Origin of the sequence: Pseudomonas sp. IPO3774, from assembly GCF_013386835.1 — a bacterium.
Lineage (GTDB): Bacteria > Pseudomonadota > Gammaproteobacteria > Pseudomonadales > Pseudomonadaceae > Aquipseudomonas.
The window spans coordinates 353,232-364,790 of the sequence record NZ_JACAQY010000018.1 but is presented as its reverse complement, the minus strand read 5'-3'; the positions used below and the strand labels follow the sequence as shown (position 1 = coordinate 364,790).

The 11,559-nt window shown below is 62.2% G+C and carries 12 protein-coding genes; 9 read left to right on the top strand and 3 right to left on the bottom strand.

What is annotated here, in order from left to right:
* The first annotated feature begins 9 nt into the window (after positions 1 to 9).
* The 7 genes from hyi to HYE77_RS13595 all read left to right on the top strand — a co-directional run bounded on the left by hyi (position 10) and on the right by HYE77_RS13595 (position 7,711).
* Positions 10 to 792, top strand: coding sequence for a hydroxypyruvate isomerase (gene hyi, locus HYE77_RS13625; RefSeq protein ID WP_177068877.1), 783 nt, complete (start codon positions 10 to 12; stop codon positions 790 to 792).
* Between the two features lie 176 nt (positions 793 to 968).
* Positions 969 to 1,859 carry a 2-hydroxy-3-oxopropionate reductase gene (locus HYE77_RS13620; protein ID WP_177068876.1) on the top strand — a complete coding sequence of 297 codons (891 nt, stop codon included), beginning with the start codon at positions 969 to 971 and terminating at the stop codon, positions 1,857 to 1,859.
* A 178-nt stretch (positions 1,860 to 2,037) separates the two neighbouring features.
* Positions 2,038 to 3,333 carry a glycerate kinase gene (locus HYE77_RS13615; RefSeq protein WP_177068875.1) on the top strand — a complete coding sequence of 432 codons (1,296 nt, stop codon included), beginning with the start codon at positions 2,038 to 2,040 and terminating at the stop codon, positions 3,331 to 3,333.
* Positions 3,323 to 4,738 carry a pyruvate kinase gene (pyk, locus tag HYE77_RS13610; RefSeq protein WP_003210597.1) on the top strand — a complete coding sequence of 472 codons (1,416 nt, stop codon included), beginning with the start codon at positions 3,323 to 3,325 and terminating at the stop codon, positions 4,736 to 4,738. The genes HYE77_RS13615 and pyk overlap by 11 nt, the downstream gene beginning before the upstream one ends.
* 129 nt (positions 4,739 to 4,867) lie before the next feature.
* Positions 4,868 to 5,743, top strand: coding sequence for an urea transporter (locus HYE77_RS13605; RefSeq protein WP_177068874.1), 876 nt, complete (start codon positions 4,868 to 4,870; stop codon positions 5,741 to 5,743).
* Positions 5,744 to 5,774: 31 nt separating this feature from the next.
* Complete coding sequence (locus HYE77_RS13600) at positions 5,775 to 6,599, top strand: ion transporter (protein ID WP_008434745.1); 825 nt, start codon at positions 5,775 to 5,777, stop codon at positions 6,597 to 6,599.
* A gap of 107 nt (positions 6,600 to 6,706) precedes the next feature.
* Positions 6,707 to 7,711 (top strand): sulfate ABC transporter substrate-binding protein, encoded by a 1,005-nt coding sequence (locus tag HYE77_RS13595; RefSeq protein WP_003210600.1) that lies wholly within the window; start codon positions 6,707 to 6,709, stop codon positions 7,709 to 7,711.
* A gap of 141 nt (positions 7,712 to 7,852) precedes the next feature.
* On the opposite strand, the gene HYE77_RS13590 is transcribed toward HYE77_RS13595, so the two are convergent.
* On the bottom strand, positions 7,853 to 8,467 hold the full coding sequence (locus HYE77_RS13590; RefSeq protein ID WP_003210601.1) for a DUF5666 domain-containing protein: 615 nt from the start codon (positions 8,465 to 8,467) through the stop codon (positions 7,853 to 7,855).
* Positions 8,468 to 8,645: 178 nt separating this feature from the next.
* On the opposite strand from HYE77_RS13590, the gene HYE77_RS13585 reads away from it, so the two are divergent.
* Entirely contained in the window at positions 8,646 to 9,842 is a 1,197-nt protein-coding gene (locus tag HYE77_RS13585; protein ID WP_032899318.1) for an MFS transporter, read from the top strand.
* Positions 9,843 to 9,848: 6 nt separating this feature from the next.
* Here HYE77_RS13585 and HYE77_RS13580 read toward each other — a convergent pair whose 3' ends face one another.
* Positions 9,849 to 10,253 carry a type II toxin-antitoxin system HicB family antitoxin gene (locus tag HYE77_RS13580; protein WP_003210603.1) on the bottom strand — a complete coding sequence of 135 codons (405 nt, stop codon included), beginning with the start codon at positions 10,251 to 10,253 and terminating at the stop codon, positions 9,849 to 9,851.
* 21 nt (positions 10,254 to 10,274) lie between these two features.
* The gene (locus HYE77_RS13575; protein WP_003210604.1) at positions 10,275 to 10,463 is read right to left on the bottom strand and encodes a type II toxin-antitoxin system HicA family toxin; all 189 of its coding nucleotides are present in this window, start codon (positions 10,461 to 10,463) and stop codon (positions 10,275 to 10,277) included.
* 216 nt (positions 10,464 to 10,679) lie between these two features.
* Between HYE77_RS13575 and HYE77_RS13570 the strand changes: the two genes are divergently transcribed.
* Positions 10,680 to 11,558, top strand: coding sequence for a LysR family transcriptional regulator (locus HYE77_RS13570; protein WP_177068873.1), 879 nt, complete (start codon positions 10,680 to 10,682; stop codon positions 11,556 to 11,558).
* The last annotated feature ends 1 nt before the right edge of the window (position 11,559 follow it).

The window sequence follows — 11,559 nt, the reverse complement described above, 5'->3', positions numbered from 1 at the left end:
GAGAACCCCATGCCGCGTTTTGCCGCCAACCTGTCCATGCTGTTTACCGAACAGGACTTTCTTGCCCGTTTCAAAGCCGCCGCCGACGCGGGGTTCAGTGGTGTGGAATACCTGTTTCCCTATGAATTCAGCTCAGCTGAAATCAAGGCGCAACTCGATGCCCACGGCCTGACCCAAGTGCTGTTCAACCTGCCGGCCGGTGACTGGGCCAAGGGCGAACGCGGCCTGGCCTGCCACCCGGACCGGATCGAGGAGTTCCGTGCCGGGGTCAACCTGGCCATCGCCTACGCCCAGGTACTGGGCAATACCCAGGTCAACTGCCTGGCGGGGATTCGCCCGGCCGGCGTGGATGACGCGACGCTTGAAAAAACCTTCGTCGCCAACCTCAAGTACGCCGCCGACAAGCTGCAGGCGGTGGGCATCAAGCTTGTGATGGAGATGATCAACACCCGCGACATCCCGGGCTTCTACCTGAACAACACGGCGCAGGCCCTGTCGATTCGCGAGCAGGTGGGCAGTGCCAACCTGTTCCTGCAATACGACATCTATCACATGCAAATCATGGAAGGCGACCTGGCCCGCACCATGGCTGCGCACCTGGGTGAGATCAACCACATCCAGCTGGCGGACAACCCGGGGCGCAACGAGCCGGGGACCGGTGAGATCAACTACCGCTTCCTGTTCGAACATTTGGACCGCATTGGTTATCAGGGTTGGGTCGGCTGTGAGTACAAGCCGTTGACCACCACCGAAGCGGGTTTGGGTTGGCTCAAAAGCCACAACGCGATCTAACTGAACAAACACAGCACCCAATGTGGGAGCGGGCTTGCTCGCGAAAGCGGTGGATCAGTCGACATCAATGCTGAATGTCGGCCCCCATTCGCGAGCAAGCCCGCTCCCACAGTGGATCTCCTGTGTTTAGCAGGCCGCGCCAGGCCTGCACACCTAACAATAAGAGGATTTTCGTCATGGCTAAAATCGGATTTATCGGCACCGGCATCATGGGCCACCCCATGGCTGCCAACCTGCAAAAGGCCGGTCACCAACTGTTTCTTTCCGAGCATCACGGCAAGGCGCCGGCTGAACTGATCAGCGCTGGTGCGGTGGCCCTGGCCAACCCGCAGCAAGTGGCCCAGGAAGCCGAGTTCATCATCGTCATGGTGCCCGACACTCCGCAGGTCGATGATGTGCTGTTCCGCGCCGACGGCGTTGCCGCAGGTCTTGGGCCGAACAAAGTGGTGATCGACATGAGTTCGATCTCGCCCACCGCCACCAAGGCCTTCGCCGCAAAGATCAACGAGACCGGCGCACGTTACCTCGACGCCCCGGTGTCCGGTGGTGAAGTCGGTGCCAAGGCCGGCACCCTGAGCATCATGATCGGCGGCGACCCGCACACCTTCGAACGCGCCCTGCCGCTGTTCCAGGCCATGGGCAAGAACATCACCCTGGTGGGCGGCAATGGCGATGGCCAGACCGCCAAGGTGGCCAACCAGATCATCGTTGCGTTGAACATCCAGGCGGTGGCGGAAGCGCTGCTGTTCGCCTCGAAGAACGGCGCCGACCCGGCCAAGGTGCGTGAAGCACTGATGGGGGGTTTTGCTTCGTCGAAAATCCTCGAAGTGCATGGCGAGCGCATGATCAAGGGCACCTTCGATCCGGGCTTCCGCATCAACCTGCACCAGAAGGATCTGAACCTGGCCCTGGCCGGTGCCAAGGAGCTGGGGATCAACCTGCCGAACACCGCCGGCACGCAGCAGGTGTTCAGCACCTGCACCGCCATCGGTGGCGGCAACTGGGACCACTCGGCGCTGATCAAGGGCCTGGAACATATGGCGAATTTTTCGATTCGCGATAAATAACCCCCGTTGAAATGCGATCGAATGTGGGAGCGGGCTTGCTCGCGAAAGCGGTGTATCAGTCAGCATGGATGTCGAATGGTAGACCGCTTTCGCGAGCAAGCCCGCTCCCACATTTTTGACCGCATTTCACATCGAATTTGATGCACCCCTAATAACAAGAATCCCCGGGAGCCCGCTTATGTCGGTCGATCCGCAACACCTGCTTCGCGAGCTGTTTGCCACAGCCATCGACGCCGCCCACCCCCGGCAAGTCCTCGAACCCTATCTGCCCGCCGACCGCAGCGGCCGTGTCATCGTGATCGGCGCCGGCAAAGCCGCCGCCGCCATGGCGCTGGTGGTGGAAAACTGCTGGCAAGGCGAAGTCTCGGGCCTGGTGGTCACCCGCTACGGCCACGGCGCACCCTGCAAGAAAATCGAGGTGGTCGAAGCCGCGCACCCGGTGCCGGACGCCGCAGGCCAGGCCGTGGCCAAGCGTGTGCTGGAGCTGATCAGCAACCTGGGCGAAGACGACCGCGTGATCTTTCTGCTCTCCGGCGGCGGCTCTGCACTGCTCGCCCTTCCGGCCGCCGCCATCACCCTGGCGGACAAGCAAGCGATCAACAAGGCCCTGCTCAAATCCGGCGCCACCATTGGCGAGATGAACTGCGTGCGCAAGCACCTCTCGGCGATCAAGGGCGGGCGCCTGGCCAAGGCAAGCTGGCCTGCCACCGTCTACACCTACGCGATTTCCGATGTACCGGGCGACCAGGCCACGGTCATCGCTTCCGGCCCCACCGTTGGCGACCCCAGTACCTCGCAACAGGCGCTGGCGATTCTCAAGCGCTACCAGATTGAAATCCCGGCGTCGGTGCGCACCTGGCTGCAAAGCCCGGAGTCGGAAACCGTCAAGCCCGGGGACCCGGTGCTCGCCCGTAGCCATTTCCAACTGATCGCCCGTCCGCAGCAATCCCTCGAAGCGGTGGCAGTGAAAGTCCGCCAGGCCGGTTTCAGCCCGCTGATCCTCGGCGACCTGGAAGGCGAAGCGCGGGACGTGGCCAAGGTGCACGCCGGTATCGCCCGGCAAATCATCCAGCACGGCCAACCCCTGGCGGCGCCTTGCGTGATCCTCTCCGGCGGCGAAACCACCGTCACCGTACGCGGCAATGGCCGTGGCGGACGCAACGCCGAATTCCTGCTGAGCCTCACCGACAGCCTCAAGGGCCTGCCCGGCGTCTACGCCCTGGCGGGTGACACCGACGGCATCGACGGCTCGGAAGACAATGCCGGCGCGATCATGACGCCCACCAGCTACGCCCGCGCCGAAGCCCTGGGCTTGAGCGCCAGTGACGAGCTGGACAACAACAATGGTTACGGTTACTTCGCGGCCCTCGACGGCTTGATCATCACCGAGCCGACCCGCACCAACGTCAACGATTTCCGCGCCATTCTGATTCTTGAAAGCCCTGAAAGAGAGTCCCCTGAACATGACGCCTGACAAGAAGGTCAAGATCCTCGCCACGCTGGGCCCGGCCACCGACAGCATCGACGACATCCGCGAGCTGGTGGAAGCCGGGGTGAATATCTTTCGCCTGAACTTCAGCCATGGCGATCATGCCGACCACGCCCAACGCTACCAGTGGATTCGCCAGGTGGAGCGCCAGCTCAATTATCCCCTCGGCATCCTGATGGACCTGCAAGGGCCGAAGCTGCGGGTGGGGCGTTTTGCCGAAGGAAAAGTGCAACTGATTCGCGGCCAGGCCCTGCGCCTGGACCTGGACCCGACACCCGGTGACCAGCGGCGGGTCAACCTGCCCCACCCGGAAATCATCGCGGCCCTGCAGCCCGGCATGGACCTGCTGCTGGACGACGGCAAGCTGCGCCTGCGGGTGATCACCAAGCACGCCGATGCCATCGACACCACCGTGCTCAATGGCGGTGAACTGTCGGACCGCAAAGGCGTGAACGTACCCCAGGCATTGCTGGAGCTCAGCCCGCTGACCGCCAAGGACCGCCGCGACCTGAGCTTCGGCCTGGAGCTGGGAGTGGACTGGGTGGCGCTGTCGTTTGTGCAACGCCCGGAAGACATCCGTGAAGCCCGCGAGTTGATCGGCGACAAGGCGTTCCTGATGGCCAAGATCGAGAAGCCCTCGGCGGTGCAGCGCCTGCAGGAAATCGCCGAGCTGAGCGACGCGATCATGGTCGCCAGAGGCGACCTGGGGGTGGAAGTGCCGGCGGAAAGCGTGCCGCAAATCCAGAAGGACATCATTGGTGTGTGCCGCCAGTTGGGTAAACCGGTGGTGGTGGCCACGCAGATGCTTGAATCCATGCGCTTCTCCCCGGCGCCGACCCGTGCCGAAGTCACCGACGTGGCCAACGCAGTGGCGGAAGGGGCGGATGCGGTGATGCTGTCGGCGGAAACCGCTTCCGGTGAATACCCGTTGGAGGCCGTGCTGATGATGAGCAAGATCATTCGCCAGGTGGAAAATGGCCCGGATTACCAGACCCAGCTGGACGTCAGCCGGCCCAAGGCGGATGCCACGGTGTCGGACGCCATCAGCTGTGCGATCCGCCGTATCAGCAGCATCCTGCCGGTGGCAGTGCTGGTGAACTACAGCGAGTCGGGCAGCTCCACCTTGCGGGCGGCGCGGGAACGGCCGGCGGTGCCGATTCTGAACCTGACACCGAACCTGTCGACGGCGCGACGCTTGAGCGTGGCGTGGGGCGTGCATTCGGTGGTGAACGATCGGCTGCGGCAGGTGGATGAGGTGTGTTCCACGGCGTTGGAGATTGCCCAGGCACAGGGTATGGCGGAGCGTGGGGATACGTTGGTGATTACTGCTGGGGTGCCATTCGGGCAGCCAGGGTCGACCAATTCGTTGCGGATCGAGACATTGATCTAATCCCCTGTGGCGAGGGAGCTTGCTCCCGCTGGACTGCGCAGCAGGCCCATCTTTTGGGGCCGCTGCGCGCCCCAGCGGGAGCAAGCTCCCTCGCCACAAGATTCGGCGCTTTCCTGCAGATTATTGATCATGCCCAACCAACCCTGCCCCGACTGGGCCGAAGCCCTGCTCAACGGCTTCAGCCAGATATTCCTGCAGCGCCACCCGCTGTGTGGCCTGCTCTGCCTGCTGGCGATCCTGGTCGGCGCCCCGGCCCTGCTCGGCGGCGCGCTGCTGGGCGGTGTCGCCGGCTTGCTGACCGCCCAACGCCGCGGCTATCCCAAGGCCGAACGCCAGGCCGGTCTCTATAGCTACAACGGCGTGCTGCTCGGCTTGCTGATCAGCCAGCACTTCAGCTGGTCGGCACTGCTGCCGCCGTTGATTCTCGCCTGCGGTGGCCTCAGCGCAATCCTCACTCGCCAGTGGCTCAAACGCGCCGCCAACCCCGATGACCTGCCCGCCTACACCGCACCGTTTGTGGTACTCGGCTGGCTGCTGCTGGGCACCACCGCGCCCGCCGCATTTGCCGCCAGCGAACCCCGCACCTTGGCGCTACTCTGCGCGCCGTTCACAGGTCTGGCCCAAGTCATCCTGATGGACCACCCCCTCGCCGGCCTGCTGATCGCCCTCGGTCTTGTAATAGCCAGCCGCCGCGCGGCCTTGTGGGCGCTGACCGGCGCGAGCCTCGGCGTGTTGATCGCCCTGTTGATGGACGAGCCCGCCAGCGCCCTGCTCGGCCTGCACAGCTATAACCCGGCGCTGGCCGCCCTGGCCCTCAGCCAGTATCGTCGCCAACCCTGGCTGCCGCTGATCGGCATCCTGCTGGCGATCATCCTCACGCCCGGCTTCACCGGCCTGAACCTGCCCGCGCTGACCGCGCCGTTTATCCTCGCCACCTGGCTGGTGCGCGCCAGTCAGCGGGTGATGCAGAAAACCTGCATGGACAGCCCCTTCGAATCCCCCTAGGCTTCGCTGATCTTCGATTCAGGCGACTTCCATGGACAGCAACAAGCACTGGCGTGAGCGTCTCTACGTCATGGTTTTCCAAAGTGACACCCCGGCCGGCCGACGCTTCGACAGCACCCTGTTGCTGATCATCCTGGCCAGCCTGGTGATCGTGATCCTCGACAGCATCCAGGCAGTCCACGACAACTACGCCAACGTGCTGGCCTATATCGAGTGGGGCTTCACCATCATCTTCGCCATCGAATACGGCCTGCGGCTGTATTGCTCGCCCAAGCCGTTGCGCTATGCCTTCAGCTTTTATGGGCTGGTGGATTTGCTGGCGATCGTTCCCGGGATCCTCGCGCTGTACTACAGCGACGCGCAGTACCTGCTGATTATCCGAATCATCCGGATGCTGCGGATTTTCCGCGTGCTCAAGCTCGGCCCGTACCTCAAGCAGGCCAACTACCTGATGTCGGCGCTGCGGGGCAGCAAGCAGAAGATCGTGGTGTTCCTGGTCAGCGTCTGCACCCTGGTCACGGTGTTCGGCACCTTGATGTACGTGATCGAAGGCCCGGAGCACGGGTTTACCAGCATTCCCAAGGGCATCTATTGGGCGATCGTCACCCTGACCACCGTGGGCTTTGGCGATATCGTGCCGAAGACTCCGCTGGGCCAGGTGATTTCGTCGCTGGTGATGATCACCGGTTATTCGATCATCGCGGTGCCCACCGGGATCTTCACCGCCGAACTGGCCAACGCCATGCGCGGTGAGCAATTGCAAACGGATTGCCCGGTGTGCAAGAAAAACAGCCATGAGCCCAATGCAGCGTTTTGCTCACGGTGTGGCAGCGCGCTTTTCAAGAAACTGGAATAAGCAAAGTTCTTTTTAATCTTTAAGCGACTATGCGCCCCCCCGTTATAGTCGCTGGCATATTGCCCCCATGCGTTTCAAAAACCTTCTCGAACAACAAGGAATGAGCAGTGAAAAAACTCGTTAGTGCCTCTCTCCTGGCCGCCGGCCTCGCACTGGCTGGCGTCGTCCAGGCCGCCCCGGTCACCCTGCTCAACGTCTCCTATGACGTGATGCGTGACTTCTACAAGGACTACAACGCCGCCTTCCAGAAGCACTGGGCCGCCGAGCATCCAAACGACAAGCTGACCCTGCAGATGTCCTTCGGTGGTTCGAGCAAACAAGCGCGCTCGGTGATCGACGGCCTGCCGGCTGACGTGATCACCATGAACATGGCCACCGACATCAACGCCCTGGCGGACAACGGCAAACTGGTGCCGGACAACTGGGTTACCCGCCTGCCGAACAACAGTGCGCCGTTCACTTCGGCCACGGTGTTCATCGTGCGCAAAGGCAACCCGAAAGCCCTGAAAGACTGGCCGGACCTGCTCAAGGATGGCGTGCAAGTCATCGTGCCGAACCCGAAGACCTCCGGTAACGGCCGTTACACCTACCTCTCGGCCTGGGGTTATGTGCTGAAAAACGGTGGCGACGAAGAGAAGGCCAAGAAGTTCGTGGGTGACCTGTTCAAGCACGCACCCGTGCTGGACACCGGTGGCCGTGCCGCTACCACCACGTTCATGACCAACCAGATCGGCGACGTGCTGGTGACCTTTGAGAACGAAGCAGAAATGATCGCCCGTGAATTCGGCCGTGATCAGTTCGAAGTGATCTACCCGAGCGTTTCCGCAGAAGCTGAGCCGCCAGTGTCGATCGTCGACAAAGTGGTCGAGAAAAAAGGCACCAAAGTGGCTGCCGAAGAATACCTGAAGTACCTGTGGTCGCCGGAAGGCCAGGAAATTGCCGCCAACAACTACCTGCGTCCACGTGACCCGAAAGTGCTGGCCAAGTACACCGACCGTTTCCCGAAAGTCGACTTCCTGTCGGTAGAGAAGACCTTTGGCGACTGGCGCACCGTGCAGAAGACCCACTTCAATGATGGCGGGGTTTTTGACCAGATCTACTCCGGCCAATAAGCAGTTCTGACTGGAGAAACCCGGTCAAAAATGTGGGAGCGGGCTTGCTCGCGAAGGCGGTGGATCAGTCGGTACATCCGGTGACTGTCACACCGCATTCGCGAGCAAGCCCGCTCCCACATTTGTTTCAGTGTTCAGCCGTTACATCGGCGGTGTCACGCCATCCTTACCCGCAGAAATCGCCTGGGCCGTTACGCTCCCGTCCGCGCCCTTCGCCGCAAACATCACCACCTTCACCCCAGGCTTCAGCAAGCTGCGATCACCCGGCTCCAGGTTGACGATCGGCACATCATCCGGCACCACGATCTTCTGCTCGCCGCCCTTGTACTTGACGGTCAACGTGCGGCCATCGCTCACCACCAGGTCACCCACGGTGCCGTTGGTCATGCTGCTGCCTTCCTTCAGGTCGAACGCACGGTGCCCATCGCCTGTACCGGCCATCGCCGGTGGGAATACATGCACTTCCAGCGCCGTCAGGGTGCCATCCGCGTTGGGCATGGCCGCCGAACCGATGTAACTGCCGGGCTTGATGTCTTCGATTTTTGCCAGGGTGACCGCACGCACCTGCGTGTCCTTGGTCAGGTGCACGGTGACGTCTTCACCGCTGTTGACCTTGACGTGCATCGCGTCGCCGTCCATCGCGGTAATCGCACCCCGCACGCCGACACGCGGGGCATCTGCGGCCTGGGCAACGCCCACGGTCATCAGCGCGGCCAGGCTGGAGGCCAGGAGCATCTTGTTGAATGTCGTCTTCATGGCAGTCGATTTCCTGTTTATGCAGTTGTGACTGAATGTATCATCGACCTTCAGCGCGAAAGTTAACGTTTCAGTCATTAATTCCCGGCATGAGTGTTATCACCACAGACAGGCTACTCGCGCCCGGGGCCAGTCTTTATCCTCGCTCGCCACAATCCTTCGCTTTTATGAGAACGCCATGAACGCCACGCCCCCCGCTACAAGCACGATGACCCGAGGCATGGTGATGCTGTTTGCGTTCTGTTGCGGCGCCATCGTCGCCAACATCTACTACGCGCAACCGATCATCGAGCTGATCGCCCCGGACATCGGCCTCACGCCGGCCATGGCCAGCCTGATCGTGTCCCTGACCCAGATCGGCTATGCCCTGGGCCTGTTCTTCCTGGTGCCGTTGGGCGACCTGCTGGAAAACCGCCGGCTGATGATCATCACCACCGTGGTGGCCATCGCCAGCCTGCTGGGTGCGGCGTTCACCGAACAGCCGAACCTGTTCCTGCTGGTGTCGCTGCTGATCGGCTTCAGCTCGGTGTCGGTACAGATCCTGATTCCGCTGGCGGCGCACCTGGCGCCGGCTGAATCCCGTGGCCGGGTGGTCGGAAGCATCATGGGCGGCTTGCTGCTGGGTATCCTGCTGGCGCGACCGGTGTCCAGCGTGGTGGCCGACCACTTCGGCTGGCGCGCCATGTTCATGGCCGCCGCGGCACTGATGGCGTTTATCAGCGTGGTGCTGATGCTGACCATCCCCAAGCGCCAACCGGATCACGCGGCCAGCTATGGCCAGTTGCTCGCCTCGCTGGGCACCTTGCTGCGCCGCCAGCCGGTGCTGCGCCAGCGCGCGTTTTACCAGGGCTGCATGTTCGCCACCTTCAGCCTGTTCTGGACCGCCGCCCCGCTGGAACTGTCACGCAACCACGGCCTGAGCCAAAGCCAGATCGCCCTGTTTGCCCTGGTCGGTGCCCTGGGCGCCATCGCCGCACCCATCGCCGGGCGCCTGGCGGACGCCGGCCACACCCACCGCGCTTCGCTGCTGGCGATGCTGTTTGCCGCACTGAGCTTCCTGCCGGCCTTCGTGCACCCGCTGTACAGCGTGATCGGCCTGGCGGTGACCGGCGTGGTCCTGGACTTCTGCGTGCAGATGAACATGGTCCTTGGCCAGCGCGCCATCTACGCCCTCGACGCCAACAGCCGTAGCCGACTGAACGCGCTGTACATGACCAGCATCTTCATCGGCGGCGCCTTCGGCTCGGCGATTGCCAGCAGCGTGTACGAACACGGCGGCTGGCTGGGGGTGATGCTGGTGGGCAGCGCATTCCCGCTGGTGGCGTTGCTGCGCTTCTTGAGCGCCTCGCGGCAAGGGGCGGTGGCGACTGCCTAGTCAAACTTACAACCGCACCAACTTCTCCAAAGCCGCATCCGCCAGAAATGACGAGCGGCTTTTCACTTTGTGCTCACGCACATACCGGTCGATACGCTGGATCACATAGCCGGGCAAGGTGACATTGACCTTCTCGGTCTTGCCCAGATACGGCGAGATGTCGAGCTCCAACATCCCCCAGCCCATCCCGGCGTATTCCTCATTATCGTGGTGGGCGGCCACCGACGTTGGCATCGGAATCACCCGACCCTCTGCCGCGATCTCCTGCAACAAGATATGCGCCACTTCAACCGCTGCGTTGTAAGCCTCTTCAAAACTATCCCCGGCGGTTACAGCACCTGGAATATCGGGGATCTGAATACCGGTGGCGACAAAATCATCACCCCATTCGATACAGATTGGGTATTGCATGGAACATCTCCTTAAATCGTCCTAAAACGAAAACAGCCCGGCGCGCTTCCTGATACTTCGCACGGTGCCCTGGGGCAGATCCTTCTTGGGATGGGGCACCGGTATCGTGTACGGGTTATAGCGGTGGGTGAAAATATGATGGCTGCCTGTCACCCGATCCAGCACCCAACCCGCCTCTTGCAGCTCTTTGATCAATAGCCTGCTTTGCACCACAGCCTCCTTGCTCCGGCCTGAATAAAAGTAACTCTAGAGTTACCTTTACTCAAGCACAGAATCAGCCGGGCTGACTGACGGCTGTTTTACCGGATGTTGGAAAACCTATAAATTTATTCCCTTAAGGCATAAATCATATGTCAACCAACCGCCTTCTACCCTTACCCAAAAGGCGCCATGATTCCCGAAACGCCCCCCCCAAAAGGACACCCGATGGACCGCCTCACCGCCATGGAAACCTTCGTCCACGTCGTCGAGACCGGCTCGTTTTCCGCGGCTGCAAAACGCTTGGGGATTGGCCAGCCCGCCGTCTCCAAGGGCGTTGCGCAGCTGGAGGCGCGGCTGGCGGTCAGGTTGCTGCTGCGTTCCACCCGGGGCCTGACGCCCACCGAGGCGGGCCTGGCGTTTTTTGAAAAGGCCAAGCGCGCCGTCGACGAAGCCAACGATGCCGACGACACCGCCCGAAGCGCGGGCAATGGCCTGTCGGGCACCTTGCGCGTCAGCGCGGGCGTGACTTTTTGCCGCTTGCAGATCATTCCCAACCTGGGCCCGTTTCTTGAGCAACACCCCGGCCTGAATGTCGACGTCGTACTCGACGACCGCGTGCTCAATCTGGTGGAAGAAGGCATCGACGTTGCGCTGCGCATCGGCAACCTGAGCGACTCCGGCCTGACCGCCCGCAAGATCGGCCAAAGCCCCAGCCGGATTTTCGGCACCCCTGCCTATTTCGAGCGCCATGGCGAACCCCACTCCCCGGAAGACCTCCTGCACCATCAGGCGGTGATCTATAGCTTGAGCGAAAGTACCTGTTGGACGTTCGCTCAAGCTGCCCGGCAATGCCCTGTCGTCGCGCGCGGGCGCCTGCGCGTCACGTCCTCCGAAGGCATTCGCGCCGGCGTGCTGTCTCACCAGGGGGTGGCGATGGCCGCCGATTGGATGTTCATGCCGGAGATCGCCAGTGGCGAGGTCAAGGCCGTGCTGACCGACTGGGAACTGCCGCCCCGGGACTTGTGGGCCGTGTTGCCGACAGGCCGGATGGTCAGCGCCAAGGCCCGGGCGTTTATCGAGTTTATGGAGGGAGTGGTGCGCTGAT

Excerpts from the sequence above, each read along its gene's own strand:
- HYE77_RS13570 (WP_177068873.1), top strand. The coding sequence starts at position 10,680 with ATGGACCGCCTCACCGCCATGGAAACCTTCGTCCACGTCGTCGAGACC.
- HYE77_RS13620 (WP_177068876.1), top strand. The coding sequence starts at position 969 with ATGGCTAAAATCGGATTTATCGGCACCGGCATCATGGGCCACCCCATG.
- HYE77_RS13600 (WP_008434745.1), top strand. The coding sequence starts at position 5,775 with ATGGACAGCAACAAGCACTGGCGTGAGCGTCTCTACGTCATGGTTTTC.
- HYE77_RS13615 (WP_177068875.1), top strand. The coding sequence starts at position 2,038 with ATGTCGGTCGATCCGCAACACCTGCTTCGCGAGCTGTTTGCCACAGCC.
- HYE77_RS13585 (WP_032899318.1), top strand. The coding sequence starts at position 8,646 with ATGAACGCCACGCCCCCCGCTACAAGCACGATGACCCGAGGCATGGTG.
- hyi (WP_177068877.1), top strand. The coding sequence starts at position 10 with ATGCCGCGTTTTGCCGCCAACCTGTCCATGCTGTTTACCGAACAGGAC.
- HYE77_RS13580 (WP_003210603.1), bottom strand. The coding sequence starts at position 10,253 with ATGCAATACCCAATCTGTATCGAATGGGGTGATGATTTTGTCGCCACC.
- HYE77_RS13590 (WP_003210601.1), bottom strand. The coding sequence starts at position 8,467 with ATGAAGACGACATTCAACAAGATGCTCCTGGCCTCCAGCCTGGCCGCG.
- HYE77_RS13605 (WP_177068874.1), top strand. The coding sequence starts at position 4,868 with ATGCCCAACCAACCCTGCCCCGACTGGGCCGAAGCCCTGCTCAACGGC.
- pyk (WP_003210597.1), top strand. The coding sequence starts at position 3,323 with ATGACGCCTGACAAGAAGGTCAAGATCCTCGCCACGCTGGGCCCGGCC.